This is a genomic window from Nonomuraea sp. NPDC049725, assembly GCF_040674795.1.
GTDB classification, from domain to species: domain Bacteria; phylum Actinomycetota; class Actinomycetes; order Streptosporangiales; family Streptosporangiaceae; genus Nonomuraea; species Nonomuraea ceibae.
This window is the reverse complement of record NZ_JBFANJ010000008.1, coordinates 259,308-279,683: the sequence shown is the minus strand read 5'-3', so window position 1 is coordinate 279,683 and position 20,376 is coordinate 259,308. Positions and strand designations below refer to the sequence as shown.

19 protein-coding genes are annotated in these 20,376 nt (G+C 73.7%); 16 read left to right on the top strand and 3 right to left on the bottom strand.

Annotation, left to right across the window (positions count from 1 at the left end):
* Positions 1-154: 154 nt before the first annotated feature.
* Complete coding sequence (gene miaB / locus AB0J53_RS22715; protein ID WP_364175370.1) at positions 155-1,648, top strand: tRNA (N6-isopentenyl adenosine(37)-C2)-methylthiotransferase MiaB; 1,494 nt, start codon at positions 155-157, stop codon at positions 1,646-1,648.
* A 141-nt stretch (positions 1,649-1,789) separates the two neighbouring features.
* On the opposite strand, the gene AB0J53_RS22710 is transcribed toward miaB, so the two are convergent.
* A complete protein-coding gene (locus AB0J53_RS22710) occupies positions 1,790-2,059 on the bottom strand; it encodes a hypothetical protein (protein ID WP_364175367.1) in 270 nt (89 codons plus the stop codon).
* Positions 2,060-2,527: 468 nt separating this feature from the next.
* On the opposite strand from AB0J53_RS22710, the gene AB0J53_RS22705 reads away from it, so the two are divergent.
* The 3 genes from AB0J53_RS22705 to AB0J53_RS22695 all read left to right on the top strand — a co-directional run bounded on the left by AB0J53_RS22705 (position 2,528) and on the right by AB0J53_RS22695 (position 4,780).
* The gene (locus AB0J53_RS22705; RefSeq protein WP_364175364.1) at positions 2,528-3,094 is read left to right on the top strand and encodes a hypothetical protein; all 567 of its coding nucleotides are present in this window, start codon (positions 2,528-2,530) and stop codon (positions 3,092-3,094) included.
* Between the two features lie 198 nt (positions 3,095-3,292).
* Positions 3,293-4,045, top strand: coding sequence for an isocitrate lyase/phosphoenolpyruvate mutase family protein (locus tag AB0J53_RS22700; RefSeq protein ID WP_364175361.1), 753 nt, complete (start codon positions 3,293-3,295; stop codon positions 4,043-4,045).
* A gap of 24 nt (positions 4,046-4,069) precedes the next feature.
* Positions 4,070-4,780, top strand: coding sequence for a hypothetical protein (locus AB0J53_RS22695; protein ID WP_364175358.1), 711 nt, complete (start codon positions 4,070-4,072; stop codon positions 4,778-4,780).
* Here AB0J53_RS22695 and AB0J53_RS22690 read toward each other — a convergent pair.
* The gene (locus AB0J53_RS22690) at positions 4,734-5,645 is read right to left on the bottom strand and encodes a ribonuclease Z (RefSeq protein ID WP_219513516.1); all 912 of its coding nucleotides are present in this window, start codon (positions 5,643-5,645) and stop codon (positions 4,734-4,736) included. The two genes, AB0J53_RS22695 and AB0J53_RS22690, sit on opposite strands and share 47 nt — an antisense overlap.
* Between AB0J53_RS22690 and AB0J53_RS22685 the strand changes: the two genes are divergently transcribed.
* The 12 genes from AB0J53_RS22685 (at position 5,644) to AB0J53_RS22630 (ending at position 20,038) form a co-directional block, all read left to right on the top strand.
* The gene (locus AB0J53_RS22685) at positions 5,644-6,168 is read left to right on the top strand and encodes a methylated-DNA--[protein]-cysteine S-methyltransferase (RefSeq protein ID WP_219513518.1); all 525 of its coding nucleotides are present in this window, start codon (positions 5,644-5,646) and stop codon (positions 6,166-6,168) included. The genes AB0J53_RS22690 and AB0J53_RS22685 overlap by 2 nt on opposite strands.
* Positions 6,169-6,179: 11 nt before the next feature.
* Entirely contained in the window at positions 6,180-7,085 is a 906-nt protein-coding gene (gene miaA, locus AB0J53_RS22680) for a tRNA (adenosine(37)-N6)-dimethylallyltransferase MiaA (RefSeq protein ID WP_364175354.1), read from the top strand.
* A 9-nt stretch (positions 7,086-7,094) separates the two neighbouring features.
* Positions 7,095-7,907: a diaminopimelate epimerase gene (gene dapF, locus AB0J53_RS22675; RefSeq protein WP_219513528.1), complete on the top strand. Its 813-nt coding sequence runs from the start codon at positions 7,095-7,097 to the stop codon at positions 7,905-7,907.
* Between the two features lie 50 nt (positions 7,908-7,957).
* Positions 7,958-8,713, top strand: coding sequence for a hypothetical protein (locus AB0J53_RS22670; protein ID WP_364175349.1), 756 nt, complete (start codon positions 7,958-7,960; stop codon positions 8,711-8,713).
* A gap of 19 nt (positions 8,714-8,732) precedes the next feature.
* A complete protein-coding gene (locus tag AB0J53_RS22665; protein ID WP_364175346.1) occupies positions 8,733-11,009 on the top strand; it encodes a tetratricopeptide repeat protein in 2,277 nt (758 codons plus the stop codon).
* A 1-nt stretch (position 11,010) separates the two neighbouring features.
* Positions 11,011-11,769, top strand: coding sequence for an SDR family oxidoreductase (locus AB0J53_RS22660; protein ID WP_364175343.1), 759 nt, complete (start codon positions 11,011-11,013; stop codon positions 11,767-11,769).
* Positions 11,770-11,872: 103 nt separating this feature from the next.
* The gene (locus AB0J53_RS22655) at positions 11,873-14,263 is read left to right on the top strand and encodes an FAD-dependent oxidoreductase (RefSeq protein ID WP_364175340.1); all 2,391 of its coding nucleotides are present in this window, start codon (positions 11,873-11,875) and stop codon (positions 14,261-14,263) included.
* Positions 14,260-15,462 (top strand): sarcosine oxidase subunit beta family protein, encoded by a 1,203-nt coding sequence (locus AB0J53_RS22650; RefSeq protein ID WP_364175338.1) that lies wholly within the window; start codon positions 14,260-14,262, stop codon positions 15,460-15,462. Before AB0J53_RS22655 ends, AB0J53_RS22650 begins: the two co-directional genes overlap by 4 nt.
* The gene (locus AB0J53_RS22645; protein WP_364175335.1) at positions 15,462-15,713 is read left to right on the top strand and encodes a sarcosine oxidase subunit delta; all 252 of its coding nucleotides are present in this window, start codon (positions 15,462-15,464) and stop codon (positions 15,711-15,713) included. The genes AB0J53_RS22650 and AB0J53_RS22645 overlap by 1 nt, the downstream gene beginning before the upstream one ends.
* Entirely contained in the window at positions 15,710-18,835 is a 3,126-nt protein-coding gene (locus AB0J53_RS22640; protein WP_364175332.1) for a 2Fe-2S iron-sulfur cluster-binding protein, read from the top strand. Before AB0J53_RS22645 ends, AB0J53_RS22640 begins: the two co-directional genes overlap by 4 nt.
* Positions 18,836-18,940: 105 nt before the next feature.
* The gene (locus AB0J53_RS22635) at positions 18,941-19,576 is read left to right on the top strand and encodes an HNH endonuclease family protein (protein ID WP_364175329.1); all 636 of its coding nucleotides are present in this window, start codon (positions 18,941-18,943) and stop codon (positions 19,574-19,576) included.
* 75 nt (positions 19,577-19,651) lie between these two features.
* Positions 19,652-20,038, top strand: a complete 387-nt coding sequence (locus tag AB0J53_RS22630) for a RidA family protein (protein ID WP_364175326.1) — start codon at positions 19,652-19,654, stop codon at positions 20,036-20,038.
* An 11-nt stretch (positions 20,039-20,049) separates the two neighbouring features.
* Here AB0J53_RS22630 and AB0J53_RS22625 read toward each other — a convergent pair whose 3' ends face one another.
* A complete protein-coding gene (locus tag AB0J53_RS22625; protein WP_219517746.1) occupies positions 20,050-20,373 on the bottom strand; it encodes a PepSY domain-containing protein in 324 nt (107 codons plus the stop codon).
* Between the last annotated feature and the right edge of the window lie 3 nt (positions 20,374-20,376).

Genomic DNA, 20,376 nt, shown 5'->3' with positions numbered 1-20,376 from the left:
TCCCCGTTCTCCGTCATGGAGTCAAACGGTAGAGGCACGAAGGGCGCTGGTCACTAACCGGCCGGTACCGATCCGGTCACATCGTGCCGTCAAGCTGGACTTTTAGCTCCGGAGGGCTGTCGCGATCCGCGCAACGACTACCCTTGAACATGCGATGACTGTGACCCAGGAGAGCGCCCGCACCTATCAAGTGCGCACATACGGGTGCCAGATGAACGTGCACGACTCCGAGAGGCTGTCCGGCCTGCTGGAAGACGCCGGTTACGTGCCCGCGGCCGACGGCGAGACCGCCGACGTGGTCGTCTTCAACACGTGCGCCGTGCGCGAGAACGCCGACAACCGCCTCTACGGCAACCTCGGCCACCTGCGGCCCGCCAAGGTGTCCAACCCGCGCATGCAGATCGCTGTCGGCGGCTGCCTCGCGCAGAAGGACCAGGGCGAGATCGTCCGCAAGGCGCCGTGGGTCGACGTGGTCTTCGGCACCCACAACATCGGCTCGCTGCCCGTGCTGCTGGAGCGCGCCCGCATCGAGGGCGAGGCGCAGGTCGAGCTCAAGGAGTCGCTGGAGGTCTTCCCCTCCACGCTCCCCACCAGACGCGAGTCCGCCTACGCCGCCTGGGTGGCCATCTCCGTCGGCTGCAACAACACGTGCACGTTCTGCATCGTGCCGTCGCTGCGCGGCAAGGAGAAGGACCGCCGGCCCGGCGACGTGCTCGCCGAGGTCCGCACGCTCGTCGAGCAGGGCGTCCTCGAGGTCACGCTGCTCGGCCAGAACGTCAACACCTACGGCGTCGAGTTCGGCGACCGGCTCGCCTTCGGCAAGCTGCTGCGCGCCTGCGGCGATGTCGAGGGCCTGGAGCGGGTCCGCTTCACCTCGCCCCACCCGGCCGCCTTCACCGACGACGTCATCGCCGCCATGGCCGAGACGCCCAACGTGATGCACCAGCTCCACATGCCGCTCCAGTCGGGCTCCTCGCGCCTGCTCAAGGCGATGCGCCGCTCCTACCGCGCCGAGCGCTACCTCGGCATCATCGAGCGGGTGCGCGCCGCCATGCCCGACGCCGCGATCTCCACCGACATCATCGTCGGCTTCCCCGGCGAGACCGAGGACGACTTCCAGCAGACCCTCGACGTCGTACGGCAGAGCCGCTTCGCCAACGCCTTCACCTTCCAGTACTCCATCCGGCCCGGCACCCCGGCCGCGACCATGGACGACCAGATCCCCAAGGAGGTCGTCCAGGAGCGCTACGAGCGGCTGGTCGCCCTCCAGGAGGAGATCTCCTGGGAGGAGAACAAGAAGCAGGTCGGCCGCACCCTGGAAGTGCTCGTCGCCGAGGGCGAGGGCCGCAAGGACGACGCCACCCGCCGCCTGTCCGGGCGCGCCCCCGACAACCGGCTCGTCCACTTCGCCGTCGGCGACCGGACGCCCCGGCCCGGCGACATGGTGACCGTCGAGGTCACCTACGCCGCCCCGCATCACCTCGTCGCCGACGGCGCCCCCAAGGCCGTGCGCCGCACCCGCGCGGGCGACGCGTGGGAGTCCCGCCAGGCCGGCCCGACGCAGGGGCCCGGCGTCCTGCTCGGCATGCCCGCCATCGGCCGCCCCGCCCCTCTCCCGCCGCCGGTCAACGGCTGCTCCACCCACTGAGCCGTACGCGACGCCCCCGCACCGAAGCCAGGCGCGGGGGCGTCGGCATGCGTGCTGAAGGGTCAGCCCACCGGCCTTTGCCCGGCGTGCGTGCCGGGGGTGGTCAGCCCACTGGCCCCGGTCCGGCGGGCGTGCCGGGGGTCAGCGGGTGAGCTGGTCCAGGAAGCGGTAGCAGGGGTCGCGGCGGAAGTCGTGGAAGGTCGCGCACGGGTCGGGGCCCAGGCGCGCCGTGGACGCCGGGGTCGGCGCGGGCGGCGGCGGGGTGGTCGCCGGGGCCGGGGCCGGGAGCGTGCCGGTGGCCTTCGCGGACGGGGGGCGGGTGGACGACGGAGCCCGGGTTCTGGCGGGGGGCGGGACGGCGTGCGCCCATCCGGTCGTGGCGGCCGGCGAGGGCGCTCCGGACGAGGGCACGCCTGCTTTCGGGACCCCCGCCGAAGGCGCGGTCCCGGACGGAACGCCCGGTGACGGCACCCACGTGAGCCCGCCTGAAGGCGCCCCCGACGGCGCCCCCGACGGCCCTTCGGAAGGCGTCCCCGAGGGGGCCGGGCGGACGGGGGATGACCAGGGAGTTCGCACAGATCCGCTTGATCCATGGAAAAGCGGCTTTTCCTGATCATATTCCGGCGCGCTATTCCGGCCTTGATTCCCCGGGGCGGTGAACGCCAGCAGAATGCCGAGACCGGCGACGGCCAGGACCGCGATCACGCCGGCGGCGGGTGCGAGCCGCCCCCGGCTACCTGGGCGAATGGATCTAAGGGGGGACAAGTCGTGATTCCTTTGTGATTGTTGCGCGAGCATTCAGCTGTTGCGGCTAGTGTGGTCCATCGCCCGCGGAAGCCGGAGAGCTTTCCCGATACGACCGCAGGGAGCTGTAAAACCATGCAAGATCCGACCGAGCCGGATCGCCAGGAGATCCTCGACGGGCCGGGTGACCGCCGTCGCAGGCCAGGCAGGAACAACAAGAAGACCGCGATCATCGCCGCCTCCGTCGTCGCCCTCGCGCTGGCGGCCGGGGGAGCGGGCTACCTGCTGACCGGTGGCCCGTCAGGCACGACCCCCGCCTCGACCCAGCAGCAGCAACAGGCCGAGCCCGCCCCCGACCCCGCGGAGCAGGAGCTGCTCGGCGAGGAGGAGGCCGAGATGGGCGACGCCAAGACCGACGCCCCGGCCGAGGACGCCCCCGCCGAGGACGGCGGAGTCGGCGACGTCGCCGACCCGGCCCCCGACAGCGGCAACACCGGCAACACCGATGCCGGCGACACCGGCGACACGGCCACGACCGGCAACACGGGGAACTCCTCCGACAAGGGCTCCGCCGGCAAGAAGGACGACAACACGGGCAAGAAGCCCACGACCGCCCCCAAGCCCTCGGAGGACGCCGGCAGCAGCCCGGCGGACGGTCCGGCGGGCGCCGTGACCGGTCAGTGCGCCAAGGACGGCTGCTGACCAGGGTTCTCCTTCGCGGGCTGTGAAGGCAGCGCGGGGCCGCGCGTCCGCCCACCCTCCGGACCGCGCCCCGCGCTTCCCTTTCCGGCCGCCCCAGGAGCCAGGCCAAGTGCCGTTCCAGGGCCCGGCCAAGTGGTCCGGCGGTAACCGCCGCGACTGGACCTACAGGCGCGCCCGGCCGCTCCGTAGGGTTCCGGCATGACGACTGACAGAGCAGCCGAGCTGCGGGCCCTGCACGTGCCCGGCAAGCCGCTGATCCTGCCCAACGCCTGGGACGCCGCGTCGGCGCGGGCCGTCCGGGAGGCGGGTTTCCCGGCCGTCGCGACCGGGAGCGCGGCGGTGGCGCGGGTGCTGGGCTACGACGACGGCGAGCACACGCCGGTCGAGGAGATGCTGGCCGCGGTGGCGCGGATCACGCGGGTGGTGGACGTGCCGGTGACCGCCGACCTGGAGCGCGGGTTCGGGCTGGAGCCCGCCGAGCTGGCCGCCAGGCTGGCCGCCACGGGCGCGGCCGGGTGCAACCTGGAGGACTCCGACCCTCGTACGGGCGAGCTCGTGGACGTGGAGACGCAGGCGCGGTTCCTGGCGGAGGTGCGCGCGGCGGCAGGGCCCGGGCTGGTGCTGAACGCCCGGATCGACACCTACATCGCGGGCGACTCCAGCCGCGCGGCGGCGGTGGCGCGGGCACGCGCCTACCTGGACGCGGGCGCCGACTGCGTCTACCCGATCGGGCTGGCCGACGAGCGGGAGATCGACGCGCTGGTGTCGGAGGTCCCGGGGCCGGTGAACATCCTGTTCAGGCCGGGGGTGCCCGGCCTGGCGAGGCTGGCCGCGCTGGGCGTGGCCCGGGTGAGCTACGGTCACGGCCTGCACCAGGCCGCGCACGCGTACGCGGTGGGCCTGATCGAGGCGGTCGCGCAGGGCCGCGACCCCTACCAGCGGGGGGAGTGACCGGGTCCCACTACGCTGACGCCTGTGCTTGTCGCCGCGGCCGTCTGCCCGCACACCCCGCTGCTCGTCCCCGCCCTGGCCGGCGCCGGCCAGGGCGAGCTGGCCGGTCTCCGTTCCGCCTGTCATGAGGCCGTCGCCGCCCTGCTCGCCGCCGGGCCCGACCGGGTCGTGGTCGTGGGCGGGGCCGATCACGACAGGGCGTTCGACGGGTGGGCGGCGGGCTCGCTGCGCTCCTACGGCGTGGACGTGACGACCGGGGCGGGCGTGCCGGTGCTGCCGCTGTCGCTGACCGTCGGCCGCTGGCTGCTGGAGCGGGCCGCGTACGACTTCGGCGCGGTCGCGCTGCGGGCCGTGGCGGCGGACGCGCCGGCGGACGCCTGCCTGAAGCTCGGCGCGGAGCTGGCGGGGGAGGGCCGGGTGGCGCTGCTCGTCGCGGCCGACGGGTCGGCCTGCCTGACCGCGAACTCCCCTGGCCACCTCGACCCGGCGGCGGCCCCGTACGACGACCTGGTCGCCGGCGCGCTCGCCGGGGGCGACCACGAGACGCTGGCCGCGCTCGACCCCGGCACGGCCGACCGGCTCTGGGCGAGCGGCCGGGCCGCGCTCCAGGTGCTGGCCGGGGCGGCGGCGGGCGGCGCGTTCGACGGTAGCCTGCTCGCGCGGGCCGCCCCCTACGGCGTCGGCTACTTCACGGCCGTGTGGCGACGGCGCGGCGCGGCACCGGGATCTTCATAAGGTCCCTGGCCAGGATCACCTCACCGTCGTAGGAGCGCCGCACCTCCTCCAGGAACGCCGCCTCCTGGGTGATGCCGTAGCGCTCGGAGAAGTGCGTCAGCACCAGCCGCCGCACGCCCGCGTCGGCCGCCACCACGCCCGCCTCGTACGCCGTCAGGTGCCCGTACTCCTTGGCCAGCACGCCCTCGGACGACAGGAACGTGGCCTCGATCACCAGCAGGTCCACCCCGTTGGCGAGCTCGAAGACCGTGTCGCACAGCCGCGTGTCCATGACGAACGCGGCGCTCTGCCCCGGCCGGGGCTCGCTGCACTCGGCGAGCGTCACGCCGCGCACCGACCCGGTGCGCTGCAGCTCGCTCACCTCCGGGCCGCGGATGCCGTGCGCGGCGAGCCGGTCGGGCAGCATGCGGACGCCCGGCGGCTCCTGGACGCGGTAGCCGTAGGACTCGACCGGATGCGACAGGCGGCGCGCGGTGAGCGGCCCGACGGCGGCGCGCGAGCCGGAGACGGGGTGCTCCTCGATGACCTGCGTGTCGGCGAAGGCGGCGGCGTGCCGCAGCCGCCGCCAGTAGGACGTGCCGGACGCGGGGAAGACCGCCCGGACCGGATGCCGGACCCGGTCGCGGGCGATGCGCTGCACGACCCCGGGCACGCCCAGGCAGTGGTCGCCGTGGAAGTGCGTCAGGCAGATCCAGTGCACGTCGTGCGCGCTCACCCCGGCGTGCAGCATCTGCCGCTGTGTGCCCTCCCCGGGGTCGAAAAGGTAGCCTTGGCCGTCCCAGCGCAGAAGGTAACCGTTGTGGTTGCGGTGCCGGGTCGGCACCGCGCTGGAGGTGCCGAGGACCACGAGCTCACGTGAGGACATGATGGCCGCATCTGCCGTTACGGTCGCGTTCGCCGAGGTGCCGACGCCGGTCGGCGCGTTCGTGCTGGCCGTCACCGAGGACGGGCTGGCCGCGTCGGGCTGGGGCGCCCGCGAGCGGCTGGGCGAACTTCTCGGCCTGCCTGAAGTTCATGACCCGGATCGTACGGGTTTCGTGGTGGAGGAGTTGCATGCTTATTTCGGCGGCGGGTTGCGGCGCTTCGAGACGCCGATCGACTGGCGGCTGACGTCCGGCTCGCGCCGCCGCGTGCTCCAGGCCCTGTTCGAGGTCCCGTACGGCACCGCCGTCACCTACGGCGAGCTGGCCGAGCGCAGCGGCTCGAACGTGCCCGCGCGCGGCATCGGCTCGATCATGGGCTCCAACCCGCTGCCGATCGTGGTGCCCTGCCACCGGGTGGTCGCGGGCAACGGGCTGGGCGGGTTCAGCGGCGGCGTGGGCGTGGAGACCAAGCGCTGGCTGCTCACCCACGAGGGCTACCTGCAGCCGACGCTGCTCGATCTGTGAGAGTGGCGAGGGTGCGCGAAAAGCCGGTCATCGCCGTGGTGGGGCCCACCGCGGCAGGGAAGTCCGATCTCGCCGTGGACATCGCGCTGCGGCTGGGCGGCGAGTGCGTCAACGCCGACTCCATGCAGCTCTACCGGGGCATGGACATCGGCACCGCCAAGCTGACCCTGGAGGAGCGGCGCGGGGTGCCGCACCACCTGCTCGACATCTGGGACGTCACGGTGACGGCCAGCGTCGCCGAGTATCAGAGGCTGGCCAGGGCGGTGATCGAGGCCGTCGACGTGCCGGTGCTGGTCGGTGGCAGCGGCCTGTACGTGCGGGCGGCGATCGACGACCTGGAGTTCCCCGGCACCGACCCGGAGATCCGGGCCAGGCTGGAGGCGGAGCTGGCCGAGACCGGCCCGGCGCCGCTGTACGAGCGGCTGCGCGGGCTCGACCCCGTCGCGGCGGCGGCGATCCTGCCGAGCAACGGCCGCCGCATCGTGCGCGCGCTGGAGGTGATCGAGCACTCCGGCAGGCCGTTCTCGGCGACGATGCCGTCCTACGACGCGGTCCACCCCGCCGTCCAGATCGGGCTGGAGGTGCCCAGGCCGCAGCTCGACGAGCGGATCGAGGTCCGGGTCGGGCGCATGTGGGCGGCCGGTCTGGTGGAGGAGGTGCGCGGGCTGCTCGGCCAGGGGCTGGCCGAGGGCCGCACGGCCGGGCTGGCGCTCGGCTACGCGCAGGTGATCCGGTTCCTGCGGGGCGAGTGGAGCGAGGAGCAGGCGTACGAGGAGACGGTCCGGGCCACCCGGCGCTTCGCCCGGCGGCAGGAGTCGTGGTTCCGCCGCGATCCGCGGGTGTGCTGGCTGCCCTATGACGCCCCCGACCTGCTCGAACGGTCCCTGGCGCGGATAGCGGGGGAAGGCTGCGCTTAAAATTCGACCATGCGCTTTCTCAAGGGGCACGGCACCGAGAACGATTTCGTCATCCTCCCCGACCCCGATGGCGAGCTCGACGTATCCGCCTCGCTGGTCGAGAAGATCTGTGACCGCAGGGCCGGGATCGGCGCCGACGGCGTGCTCCGGGTGGTGCGCACCAAGCAGGCTCCCGAGGTGGCCGACCAGGCCGGTCAGGCCGAGTGGTTCATGGACTACCGCAACGCCGACGGCAGCGTGGCCGAGATGTGCGGCAACGGCGTGCGCGTCTTCGCCCGCTACCTGGCCGAGGCCGGGCTGGCGGAGTCCGACGAGTTCGGCGTGGCGACGCGGGGCGGGGTGCGCCGGGTGCGGCTGGAGCCCGGCGGTGACGTCACCGTCGACATGGGCAAGCCGCGCGTGGGCGGCACCAGCGTCACGACGGTCGCGGGGCAGGAGTACGAGGGCATCTGCGTCGACATGGGCAACCCGCACCTGGCCTGCTCGATCGGCGACCCGGTGGTCCAGCTCGACCTGTCGCACCAGCCGAACTTCGACCCGGGGGTGTTCCCGGCCGGGGTCAACATCGAGCTGTTCAACGCGGTGGGCACCAGCCGGGCGGTGATGCGCGTGTTCGAGCGCGGCTCCGGCGAGACCCGCGCCTGCGGCACCGGCGCGGTCGCCACGGCCGTCGCGGCGGCGGCGCTGTCGGGCGACACCACCGGCACCTGGACCGTCGAGGTGCTGGGCGGCACGCTCACGGTCACGCTCGACGAGGAGACGAGCTACCTGAGCGGCCCGGCCGTGATCATCGCGTCCGGCAACCTGATGCTTGCAGAATGATGTTCTCCTGAGCGATGCTGGGTCTGCTAACCGAACCGAGAGGGGTGGAGATGGCGGACCCGCGAGCCACCGCGGTGGCGGTCAAGGGGCCCATCGGGCACTACGGCGGCGGCTTCATGGTCTCCCGCGAGGCCAAGGCCGTCTGCGAGGAGCACGGCCTGGGCCCCAGGGAGCTCTACTTCCGGGGCCGCTGCGGGGTCCTCGGCGAGTGCGACGCCGACGTGGTCGTCTCCGTGGCGGTCTTCTTCCCGGCCGAGCACGTCGCCGACAACTGGAACGGCGGCCGCAAGATGCCCGTCGAGCAGGCCGTCGACCTCTACGCCGAAGCCTGCCGGCAGTGGGGCAGGCGCAAGCTCGGCGGCTACGCCGGGTGCGCCAGGATCGCCGAGCTGCTGGAGCCGGTCGTCGAGCACGCCTCGCCCGTCGGGGCGCCGCTGTTCGCCGGGTGGCGGGCCGTCCCGCTGGCCGACGACGCGCCCGCGCGGGCCACCCAGCTCATGCACGTGGTCCGCGAGCTGCGCGGCGCCCTCCACGCCAACGCGGTCGTCGCCGCCGGGCTGCACCCGCTCGACGCCACGCTCGCCGCCGCCCACGACGGCACCCCGTTCGGCCCGGCCGCCGGAGAGGTGATCGCCCGCTTCTTCACCTGGCCCGAGCCCTACGACACGCCGGGACCTGACCTGATCGCCCGGCGGGCCGCTGTGGAAGATGTCACCGACGATCTGATGGCACCGGTCTTTTCGGTCCTTAACAGTGACGAATCAGACGAGCTCATCGAGCTTCTGCGTTTTGGGCACGGTGATTGACCTGGCAGACTGACTGCCCATGGACGTGGACATCTGGGCCTGGGTCGGCGAAACCCAGCAGCAGCTTTCCGAGGCGGGCAACGTTGGCCTCGCCATGGCGCTGGGAGACCTCCCCGCACAGGCCTATGAGGGGCGTTATCCCCAGCTCGACGTGATGGCCCCGGCCATCGCCCAGCAGGCGGAGACCCTGGAGCAGCCCTGGCTCGAGTTCTACGCCCGCTACTGGCACCTGATCGGCCGCATCGGCGACCGCGCCCAGGGCGCGGTCGCGATCGAGGACGCCCAGCACCTGCTCGCGTTCGCCCAGCGCGAAGAGGTGCGCTCCTGCCCGGCCACGCCGGCCGCGGTCGAGGCCCTCGCCATCGCCTGGGCCAACGCCGACGGCCCCGGTTACGCGGCCGAGCGCCTGGAGACGCTCGGCGCCGCGATCGAGCAGGCCGAGCCCGCCGGTCCCGCCTACAGCGGCCTCGTGACGCAGTACGTCGCCGCCCTCGTCGACGCCGGCCGCGCCGGTGAGGCGGTCAGCTACGCCGAGTCCGCCGTCGAGCGGCTGCGCGCCGCCGGCCGCGAGTCGAGCTGGGAGCTCGGCGCCGAGAGCGCCCGCGCGCTGCTCGTCGCCGGCCGCGCCGAGGACGCGCTGACCGCGCTCCAGGCCGCCGCCGGCTTCCAGGCCGACGACCCCGTGGCCAAGGACCACCGCGACGGCGTCCGCCGCGCCCTCATCCTGGCCACCCTCGGCCGCGTCGCCGAGGCCGTCGACGCGCTGCCCGACCTCGACGTGGTCGGCGAGCACCCGAGGGTCTTCGTCGAGTGGACCCGCGCCGTCAGCCTGCTGGCGAGCTCGTCCCAGATCACCAACACCTGGCAGCTCGGCCGCGTGCTGCGCCAGTGGATCGACTACTTCGGCATGATGGGCGGCTACCGCTCCCGGGTCGAGCTCGCGCTGGTCGCGGGCGACCTGGCCGTCGCCCGGCAGGGCGTGTGGCAGGCCCGGCTGCTGGCCGACCTGGCCGAGTCCGGCGCGGGCGAGCTGCGCGACGCCTCCGGCGTGGCCGAGCGGGTGGCCGCCCTGCGCGCCGCCGCCGACGCCGCCACCGAGCCCGAGGCGCCCGGCCCGCTGGAGGAGCGCGTCGGCTACTTCGACGCCGCCGACGGCTACAACGCCGACCCCGAGCGCTGGGTCGGCTGGCTGGCCCCGCTGTCCGGCAAGGACATCGAGGCGACCCGCCGCCACACCACCACGCTCGGCTTCCTGGGCTACCCGTCCTCCGGCGCCGACATCTACTGGAAGATGCTCGTCGACAGCGGCGACATCGCCTCCGCCGACGGCGACGACGTCGCCTACCTCACCACGCTGCTCATCGAGGCCCGCCAGGACGAGCGGCTGGAGCAGATGGCCGGCAAGCTGCCGCACGACGCCAAGTGGCTGACCCTGGCCCGCCTGCACAGCGCCCGCGAGCGCTGGGCCGAGGCGCTCGACGCCGCCGAGCACGCGGTGGCCGCCGGCGCCGGGGTGGAGGCCCGCCGGGTGCTCGCCGGAGCCGCCCAGCAGGTCGACGAGAACGCCAGGGGCGCGGGCGCGCTGCTGGAGGTGCTCGACGAGCTCACCGACGAGGACGTCTGGCGCATGATCGTCATGGCGACCGCCGCCGAGGACTGGGACACCGTGCGCAAGGGCGCCGCCAAGATCGGCATGCCGATCAAGTCCACCGAGGGGCCGATCGAGGAGGAGCTGGGCCTCATCCGGGTCATCCTCCCGGCGCCCGACGGCGGCCAGCGGCAGGTCCTGTCCATCCGCACCGGCCCCGCCACCGCCCGGCTCGCCCTGCCGCAGCCGCGCGGGATGGAGTACAACGCGGGCGACCTGGTCGTCTTCGACCCGCAGCTGCTGGAGCCGCTGCCCGAGGACCCCCAGGAGCAGCAGAACTTCGTGCCCCCGTTCGCCGCGGTCAGCATCCTGCGCCCCGGCGGCTACACGAGCTACTTCTTCGACGGCGCCGCGCCGAGCGAGGCCGACTGGACCGAGTTCACCGAGGTCATGGCCGAGCGCGGCTGGCCGATGTGGGTCTACAGCGACGAGAACTACAAGGTCACCCACCCGACCACCGGCGAGCAGATCCCCGGCGTGTTCGGCTGGGTCGCGGTGCCGCCCAACGTCTCGGCGGTCGAGGTCGACGCCCTGCTCGACGACGCCACCGAGCGCTGGTCCCACCCGCTGGCCTGGCTCGACCTGGCCCGCGAGGTCGACGTCGAGGTCGAGCGGCACGAGCGGATCGTCAAGGAATACGGGCTCTGACATGCTGGGCCGCTTCAGCCTCGACGGCAAGGTGGCCATCGTCACCGGCGCGTCCGCGGGGCTGGGCGTCGCCTTCGCCCGCGGCCTGGCCGAGGCGGGGGCCGACCTCGTGATCGGCGCCCGCCGCGCCGACCGGCTGGAGGAGACCAGGCGGCTGGTCGAGGAGACCGGCCGCCGCTGCGTGGCCGTCGCCACCGACGTGACCCGGGTCGAAGACTGCGACGCGCTCGTCGCGGCGGCCGTCGACGGGCTGGGCGGCGTCGACGTGCTGATCAACAACGCGGGCGTCGGCACCGCCGTGCCGGCGCTGCGCGAGACGCCCGAGGAGTTCCGGCAGGTCGTCGACATCAACCTGCACGGCACCTACTGGATGGCGCAGGCGTGCGCCAGGGTGATGCGGCCCGGCTCGTCCATCGTCAACATCGGCAGCGTCCTCGGCGAGACCACCGCCGGGCTGCCGCAGGCCGCCTACAGCGCGTCCAAGGCGGCGGTGATCGGGCTGACCCGCGACCTGGCCCAGCAGTGGACCGGGCGGCGCGGCATCCGGGTCAACTGCCTGGAGCCGGGCTTCTTCGCCTCCGAGATGACCGAGCAGTACAAGCCGGGCTATCTGGAGGCGATGCTGGAGCTGCGCGTGCCCATGCGGCGGGCGGGCGATCCGGCCGAGCTGGTCGCCGCCGCGATCTTCCTGGCGAGCGACGCGTCCTCGTACATCACCGGGGTGACGCTGCCCGTCGACGGCGGGATTCTGATCACCTAGCCGCGCCCTCCGGGAGCGGGGGCCTTGTCGGAGGTCCCGCTCGGCCTTATGTTCGTTGCGTAATCCGGTCCATGTTGCGCATCAGGGAACAACCGGAGGGCCCATGGTGAGCCGGCCGCGTACCGTGATCATCGGAGCCGGCATCGTGGGCTGCGCCCTGGCCGACGAGCTCACCGGCCGGGGGTGGACCGACGTCACCGTCGCGGACCGCGGGCCGCTTCCCGCCACCGGCGGATCCTCCTCCCACGCGCCCGGCCTGGTCTTCCAGACGAACCCGTCCAAGACCATGACGGAGTTCGCCGCCTACACCGTGCGCAAGTACGCCGCGCTCGGCTGCTTCGAGCGGGTCGGCGGCCTGGAGGTGGCCACCACCCCGCAACGCTGGCTCGACCTGCACCGTAAGCACGGCTGGGCCGAGTCGTGGGGCGTCGAGGGCCACCTGGTCGACGCCGCCCGGTGCGCCGAGCTGTGGCCGCTGCTCGACCCCGCCCGGGTGCTCGGCGGGTTCCACGTGCCCGCGGACGGGCTGGCCGACGCCGTGCGCTGCTGCGAGGCCCAGGCCGGGCGGGCCGTCGGGCGCGGCGCCCGCTTCCTGCCCGGCCACACCGTGGTGGGCGTGCACCACAAGGGCGGCCGGGTCACCGGCGTGGCCGTCGAGCACGCCGGCGGCTACCGGGTCGTCGAGGCGGACGTGGTCGTGTGCGCGGCCGGGTTCTGGGGGCCCTCGATCGGCGCGATGGCCGGGCTCACCGTGCCGCTGCAGCCGCTGGCCCACCAGTACGCCAGGTCGGGGCCGGTGCCCGGCGCGGCGGCCGGGCCGATCCTGCGCCACCAGGACCGTGACCTCTACTTCCGCCACCACGGCGACCGGATCGGCGTCGGCTCCTACTCCCACCGCCCGATGCCGGTCGCCCAGCACGAGATCGAGCCCGGGGGCACCACGATGCCGTCGGTGCGGGCGTTCACCGAGGAGGACTTCGAGCCCGCCTGGCGTGACGCCGCCGAGCTGCTGCCCGCGCTCAAGGAGGCGGGCTACCGCGACGGGATCAACGGCGTCTTCTCGTTCACGCCCGACGGGTTCCCGCTGATCGGGGAGGCGCCGGGGCTGGACGGGTTCTGGGTGGCCGAGGCCGTCTGGGTGACGCACTCGGCGGGCGTCGCCAGGGCCGTCGCCGAGCTGCTGGTCGACGGCCGCTCCGGCTACGACCTGCACGAGTGCGAGCTGAGCCGGTTCGAGCCCGTCCAGCTCGCCCCCGCCTACGTGGCCGAGCGCGGCGCGCAGAACTTCGCCGAGGTCTACGACGTCATCCATCCGCTCCAGCCGATGAGCTCGCCGCGCCCGATGCGCACCAGCCCGTTCCACGTCCGCCAGCGCGAGCTGGGCGGCTGCTTCCTGGAGGCGGCCGGGTGGGAGCGGCCGCACTGGTTCGAGGCGAACCGGCCGCTCGCGGACCGGCTCGCCGAGCCCGCGCTGGGCGCCGCCCGGCGCGACGAGTGGGCGGCGCGGCACTGGTCGCCGGTCGCCGCCGCCGAGTCGCACGCCACCCGCGAGGGCGTCGCGCTCTACGACATGACGCCGCTCAAGCGGATCGAGGTCGGCGGGGCCAAGGCGGCGGCGTTCCTGCAACGGCTGATGACCAACGACGTCGACAGGAAGCCGGGCTCGGTCACGTACACGCTGCTCCTGGACGCGGGCGGCGGCATCCGGTCGGACCTGACGGTGGCGCGGCTGGCGGAGGACCGGTTCCAGATCGGCGCGAACGGCAACCTGGACCTCGACTGGATCACCCGGCACGCGCCCGGCGACGTGTACGTGCGCGACATCACGCCGGGCACCTGCTGCGTCGGGGTGTGGGGGCCGCGCGCCAGGGAGCTGGTGCAGCCGCTGACCGACATGGACCTGTCGAACGAGGGCTTCCGCTACTTCACCTGCCGGACGGGACACGTGGGGATCGTGCCGGTGACCGCGATGCGGGTCTCGTACGTGGGGGAGCTGGGCTGGGAGCTCTACACCACCGCCGACCTGGGGCTCAAGCTGTGGGACACGCTCTGGGCCACCGGGCTGCCGGTCGCGGGCGGGCGGGCGGCCTTCAACAGCCTGCGGCTGGAGAAGGGCTACCGGCTCTGGGGGGTCGACATGACCACCGAGCACAGCCCGTACGAGGCCGGGCTGGGGTTCGCGGTCAAGGAGGGCAAGGACTTCGTCGGCAGGGACGCGCTCAGCCCCGACATCGGCCGCACCCTGGCGCCGCTGCTGCCGGACGAGGTGGTCATGGGCAAGGAGCCGGTCCGGCACGCGGGCCGCACGGTCGGGTACGTGACCAGCGCCGCCTACGGGCACACGATCGGGCGGCCGATCGCGTACGCGTGGCTGCCGGTCGAGCTGGCCACCCCCGGGACAGAGGTTGAAATTTCCTACTTCGGGCGGCGGGTTGCCGCCGAGGTCGCCGCCGAACCGCTGTACGACCCGCGGATGGAGAAGATCCGACGTTGACCCACCCCGACTTCCTGTGGCGCGACCCCGACCCCCGGCCCGCCTACGACGTGGTGATCGTCGGCGGCGGCGGCCACGGCCTGGCCACCGCCTACTACCTGGCCCGCGACCACGGCATCACCAACGTGGCCGTGCTGGAGAAGGGCTGGCTGGCCGGCGGCAACATGGCGCGCAACACCACGATCATCCGCTCCAACTACCTGTGGGACGAGAGCGCCGCACTCTACGAGCACTCGCTCAGGCTGTGGGAGGGGCTGAGCGACGAGCTCGGCTACGACCTGCAGTTCAGCCAGCGCGGCGTGCTCAACCTCGCCCACAGCGTCGCCGACGTGCGCGAGGGCAGGCGGCGGGTCAACGCCAACCGGCTCAACGGCATCGACGCCGAATGGCTCGACGCCGCCGAGGTCAAGAAGTTCTGCCCGGTCCTCGACGTCTCCGGCAGCGCCCGCCACCCGGTGCTCGGCGCGACGTTGCAGCGCCGGGGCGGGATCGCCAAGCACGACCACGTCGCCTGGGCGCTGGCCCGCCGGGCCGACGCGTACGGGATCGACCTGATCCAGGACTGCGAGGTCACCGGGTTCGAGATCACCGGCGGCCGGGTCGGGGCCGTGCGGACCTCGCGCGGCCGGATCGCGGCCGGCAAGGTCGCGCTCGCCGCCGCCGGGCACACCTCCGTGCTCGCCGGACGCGCCGGGCTCCGGCTGCCCCTCCAGTCCCACCCCCTCCAGGCGCTCGTGTCGGAGCTGCTCGAACCCGTGCTCGACTGCGTCGTCATGTCCAACGCCGTGCACGTGTACGTCAGCCAGGCGCACAAGGGCGAGCTCGTCATGGGGGCGGGCATCGACGCCTGCAACTCCTACGGGCAGCGCGGCGCCTTCCACGTCATCGAGGCGCAGATGGCGGCGGCGCTGGAGCTGTTCCCGATCTTCAGCCGGGTGCGGGTGCTGCGCACCTGGGCGGGCGTCGTCGACGTGTCGCCCGACGCCTCGCCGATCATCGGCCCCACCCCGGTCGACGGCCTGTACGTGAACGCCGGCTGGGGCACCGGCGGCTTCAAGGCCACCCCCGGCGCCGGTTCCGTCTACGCCCACACGATCGCGCACGGCGTCCCGCACCCGCTCGCCGAGCCGTTCGCCCTGGAACGGTTCGCCACCGGGGCGCTCATCGACGAGCACGGCGCGGCGGCGGTGGCGCACTGATGATGCTCATCCCCTGCCCGCACTGCGGCCCCCGCGACGAGAACGAGTTCCGCTACGGCGGTCAGGCGGGCGTCGCCTACCCCGAGACGCCCGCCGAGCTCACCGACGACGAGTGGGCCCGGTACGTGTTCCTGCGCGACAACCCCAAGGGCTGGTTCCACGAGCGGTGGTTCCACGTGCACGGGTGCCGCGTCTGGTTCACCGTCGAGCGCCACACGGTCACCCACGAGATCCGGGATGCCCCCTCATGACCCGTCTGCCGTCCGGCGGTCTCATCGACCGATCCGTCACGCTCCCGTTCCGTTTCGACGACCGTCCGCTGCACGGGCATCCCGGCGACACGCTCGCCTCCGCGCTGCTGGCCGCCGGGGTGCGGGTGGTCGGGCGCAGCGTCGAGCTGGGCCGCCCGCGCGGCGTCTTCACCGCCGGGGCCGAGGAGCCGAACGCGCTCGTCCGCGTCGGGGACGACCCGATGCTGCCCGCCACCACCGTCGAGCTGCGCGCCGGTCTTGAGGCGTGGAGCCTGCGCGGCAAAGGCCGCCTTGACCCCGCCCGCCCCGTCACTGGGGCCGTCCGCTGCGACAAGGCGTACCTGCACTGCGAGGTGCTGGTCGTCGGCGGCGGCCCCGCCGGGCTCGCCGCCGCCCTGGCCGCCGCCGGGACCGGGGTCCGGGTGATCCTCGCCGACGACCAGCCCCGCCTCGGCGGCGACCTGCTCAACGGCCGCGACCCGCTGGACCGGGCCGGCGGCGCCGCCCGCCGGCTGGCCGGGATGCCCGAGGTCCGCGTCCTCACCAGGATGTCCGTGATCGGCTACTACGACCACAACCACCTGGTCGCCGTCGAACGCCGCCACGACGGCGAACGCCTGTGGCACTTCCGGGCCGCGCAGGTCGTGCTGGCGACCGGCGCGCACGAGCGCTCGCTGCCCTTCCCGGGCAACGACCGGCCCGGCGTCATGCTCGCCTCCGCCGCCCGCGCCTACGTCAACCGGTACGGGGTCCGGCCCGGGCGGCGGGCGGTCGTGTACGCGTGCGCCGACTCCGGGTACGAGGCGGCCCGCGACCTGGAGGCGGCCGGGGTGGAGATCGCCGCCGTCGTCGACCCGCGCCCCGGCGGGGCGGGCCAGGTGATCACCGGGACCACCGCCGATGGCGACGGCCTGCTCACCGGCGTCCGCGTCGGCGGCCGGCACGTGGCCGCCGACCTGCTCGCCGTCGCGGGCGGCTGGAACCCGGCCGTGCACCTGTTCAGCCAGTCGCGGGGGACGATCGTGTTCGACGAGGCGCTCCAGGCGTTCGTGCCGGGCCGCTCCGCGCAGGCCGAGCGCTCCGCCGGGGCCTGCCGCGGCCTGTACGGCACCGAACAGGCGGCCGAGGACGGCCACGCCGCCGGGCTCGACGCCGCCCACGCAGCCCAGGGACGGCCCGCCCGCCGCGCCGCCCGGCCCGTCCCCGCCGGTGACGCGCCCGCCGCGTACTGGGGGGAGCTCGCCCCCGACCCGACCGCGTTCGTCGACCTCCACCGCGACGTCACCGTGGCCGACCTCGCCAGGGCGACCGGCGCCGGGCTGCGCTCCGCCGAGCACGTCAAGCGCTACACCACCGCCGGCACCGGCGCCGACCAGGGCAAGACCTCCGGCGCGCTCGTCGCGGGCGTCCTGGCCGCGCTCCTCGGCGCCGCGCCCGGCCAGGTCGGCCCGACCACGTACCGCGCCCCGTACGTGCCGGTGGCCTTCGCCACGCTCGCCGGCCGCGCCCGGGGCGAGCTGTCGGACCCCGTCAGGACCACGGCCATGCACGACGCGCACGTCGCCCGCGGCGCCGTGTTCGAGGACGTCGGCCAGTGGAAGCGGCCCCGCTACTTCCCGATCGGCGGCGAGGGCATGCGCGAGGCCGTGCTGCGCGAGTGCCGCGCCGCCCGCGCCTCCGTCGCCGCGATGGACGCCTCCACCCTCGGCAAGATCGACCTCCGGGGCCGCGACGCCGCCGTCCTCCTCGACCGGATCTACACGAACCTGTACTCCACGCTCCCCGTCGGCGCCTGCCGCTACGGCCTCATGTGCACCGCCGACGGGATGGTCCTGGACGACGGCACCACCACCCGCCTCGCCGGCGACCACTACCTGATGACGACCACGACCGGCAACGCCGCCACCGTCCTCGACCGGCTGGACGAATGGCACCAGACCGAATGGCCGCACCTCGACGTCCGCCTCACCTCCGTCACCGACCACTGGGCCACCGTCGTCGTCGCCGGGCCGCACGCCCGCCGCGTCCTGGCCGCCGTCGCCCCCGGCGCCGTGGACCTGCCCTTCATGCGGTACGCCGCCACCCCCGTGCTGGGCGTCGCCGGGCGCGTCTTCCGCATCAGCTTCTCCGGCGAGCTCGCCTACGAGGTCAACGTGCCCTGGGCCTACGGACGGGCGCTCTGGGAGACGGTCCTGGACCTCGGCGCCGTGCCGTACGGGACCGAGACCATGCACGTTCTGCGCGCCGAGAAGGGCTTCCCCATCGTCGGCCAGGAAACCGACGGCACCGTCACGCCGCACGACCTCGGCATGTCGTGGATCGTCTCCCGGAGCAAGCCCGACTTCGTCGGCAAGCGCTCCCACAGCCGGCCCGACACCGCCAGGACCGACCGCAAGCGCCTCGTCGGCCTCCTCCCGGACGACCCGGCGGCCCTCCTGGAGGAAGGCGCCCAGCTCGTCCCCCCGGACGCGGCCCCGGTGCCGATGGCAGGGCATGTGACCAGCAGTTACGAGAGCGCCGTGCTGGGGCGGACGTTCGCGCTGGCCCTGGCGCGCGGGGTGGGCCCCGGGGACCGGCTGGTGGCCGTGGCGGGGGAGACGGCCGTCGGGGTGCGCGTGGTGGATCCGGTCTTCTACGACCCGGAGAACGCCAGGCGGGAGGGCGACCCGGCGCCCGCGCGGCCGTGGGCGACGGTGGGACCGGCGCGTGCGGAGAGCCCGGCGGCGGCGTTCGCGGAGCGGTTCGCGGCGGCGGGCGGCGAACGGGTGCGGCTGCGGGAGCTGCCGCCCGTCCCCAGGTGGGAGGTTCGCGGCGCCGACCCCGGGAGGGGGCTGCGGCTGGGCCCGGCGTGGTGGCTGGTCGAGGGGGAGGGCGAGGACGGCTGGGTGGACGTGTCGGGCCAGCGCACGGTGCTGGAGCTCGGCGGCCCCGGCGCGCTCGACGTGCTCATCACCGGATGCGCCCTCGACCTGCACCCGAGCGTGTTCACCGGCCCTGCCCAGACGCTGCTCGCCGGGGTGCCGGTGATCCTGGAAAAGGGGATGGACGCGTACAAGATCCACGTACGTTCCTCGTACACGCGATACCTCGCCGAATGGCTTCTTGACGCCATCAGGAGATAAGTGCGGCGTTACGGGTAATTGATATACCTAGGCTTTTACATCAGGAGTCTGGGGGCAAACGTGCGGGGACGGGCGAGAATGGCCGCGGCGGCGCTGGCTGTCGCGATGACGGTGACAGGCTGCGGGGAGCTGGGGTCGAGCCTCACCCCCGATTCCGGCAAGGCCGCCAAGGGGGACGCGGCCGACGTCGGCGAGGCGCGCAAGAAGCTGGACGACCTGGTGGTCAAGGGCCGGGCGCCGAAGACGGGGTTCGACCGTGACGAGTTCGGCCCGGCGTGGGCCGACGTCGACCACAACGGCTGCGACACGCGCAACGACATCCTCAAGCGCGACCTGCGCGAGGAGACGTTCAAGAAGGGCACCCACGACTGCGTCGTGCTCACGGGCATCCTCGACGACCCCTACAGCGGCAAGCGGATCGACTTCAGGCGCGGCCAGGACACCAGCTCCGAGGTGCAGATCGACCACCTGATCCCGCTGTCGGACGCCTGGCAGAAGGGCGCCCAGAAGTGGTCGGAGACCAAGCGCAAGGAGTTCGCCAACGACCCGCTGAACCTGCTCGCGGTCGACGGCCCGCTCAACGGCCAGAAGAGCGACTCCGACGCGGCGACCTGGCTGCCGCCGCGCAAGTCGTACCGGTGCGCGTACATCGCCCGGCAGATCGAGGTGAAGGCCAAGTACGAGCTGTGGGTCACGGCGGCGGAGAAGGACGCGATGAAGGGCGTCCTGTCCTCCTGCTGACGCCGGGCCGGGAGGGGACCAATCGGGGCGGATTGGCTCTGGGGCCGGGCCGCCCGAGGGGTCACGATGGCCGGCATGGAGCTGATCGTGCACGACCCGGCCGAGGGCGTCTACGCCGCCACCGACGACTACGCGCACGCGATCGAGGTGCGTGATCCGTCCCGGTTCCTGTTCGTCGCGGGGACGATGGGCCTGGACCGCGACGGCGTCGCCGGGGCCACGCTGGACGAGCAGCTGGAGCTCGTCTGGGCGAATCTGCGGGCGATCCTCGCGGCGGCGGGGATGGGGGTGGACGACATCGTGCGGCTGACGAGCTACCTGCGTGACCCCGGCTACGCCGAGGCGAACGCCAGGGCCAGGGTGGCCGCCCTGGGCGGACGCCGGGTGCCCACCACGGCGGTCGTGGCGCAGACGCTGGCCGGCGACTGGCTGGTGGAGATCGAGGTGGTGGCGGCGGGCTGAGCGCCGGAGGCTCAGTCGTCGTCCCGGTCGCCGTCGTCGTCGACGGGCTCGGTCTCCTCGTGGAGGAGCTTGCCGGTGGCCGCGTCGATGTCGAGCTCGTGCGCGACGTCGCCCTTGACGACCTTGACCTCCCACACGTCGGGGCGGGTGCCGCGCCGGTCGAAGTCGACCTCGCACACCCAGGAGCCGGGCACCTGCTTCTGGGCGAGCTGGATCGCCTGCTCGGCGCTCACCTTGGGGGCGGGCCGGTTGACGGCGGCGAAGGCGGCGGACCCGCCGGCGACGAGGGCCATGGTGACCCCGCTGGCAACGATGATCTTCTTGGTGATGTGCATACC

Coding starts and splice junctions, on each gene's coding strand:
- AB0J53_RS22700 (WP_364175361.1), top strand. CDS start 3,293: ATGACGACTGACAGAGCAGCCGAGCTGCGGGCCCTGCACGTGCCCGGC.
- AB0J53_RS22670 (WP_364175349.1), top strand. CDS start 7,958: ATGGCGGACCCGCGAGCCACCGCGGTGGCGGTCAAGGGGCCCATCGGG.
- dapF (WP_219513528.1), top strand. CDS start 7,095: ATGCGCTTTCTCAAGGGGCACGGCACCGAGAACGATTTCGTCATCCTC.
- AB0J53_RS22645 (WP_364175335.1), top strand. CDS start 15,462: ATGATGCTCATCCCCTGCCCGCACTGCGGCCCCCGCGACGAGAACGAG.
- AB0J53_RS22625 (WP_219517746.1), bottom strand. CDS start 20,373: ATGCACATCACCAAGAAGATCATCGTTGCCAGCGGGGTCACCATGGCC.
- miaB (WP_364175370.1), top strand. CDS start 155: ATGACTGTGACCCAGGAGAGCGCCCGCACCTATCAAGTGCGCACATAC.
- AB0J53_RS22685 (WP_219513518.1), top strand. CDS start 5,644: ATGATGGCCGCATCTGCCGTTACGGTCGCGTTCGCCGAGGTGCCGACG.
- AB0J53_RS22635 (WP_364175329.1), top strand. CDS start 18,941: ATGACGGTGACAGGCTGCGGGGAGCTGGGGTCGAGCCTCACCCCCGAT.
- AB0J53_RS22665 (WP_364175346.1), top strand. CDS start 8,733: ATGGACGTGGACATCTGGGCCTGGGTCGGCGAAACCCAGCAGCAGCTT.
- AB0J53_RS22660 (WP_364175343.1), top strand. CDS start 11,011: ATGCTGGGCCGCTTCAGCCTCGACGGCAAGGTGGCCATCGTCACCGGC.
- AB0J53_RS22640 (WP_364175332.1), top strand. CDS start 15,710: ATGACCCGTCTGCCGTCCGGCGGTCTCATCGACCGATCCGTCACGCTC.
- AB0J53_RS22705 (WP_364175364.1), top strand. CDS start 2,528: ATGCAAGATCCGACCGAGCCGGATCGCCAGGAGATCCTCGACGGGCCG.
- AB0J53_RS22690 (WP_219513516.1), bottom strand. CDS start 5,645: ATGTCCTCACGTGAGCTCGTGGTCCTCGGCACCTCCAGCGCGGTGCCG.
- AB0J53_RS22630 (WP_364175326.1), top strand. CDS start 19,652: ATGGAGCTGATCGTGCACGACCCGGCCGAGGGCGTCTACGCCGCCACC.
- AB0J53_RS22655 (WP_364175340.1), top strand. CDS start 11,873: ATGGTGAGCCGGCCGCGTACCGTGATCATCGGAGCCGGCATCGTGGGC.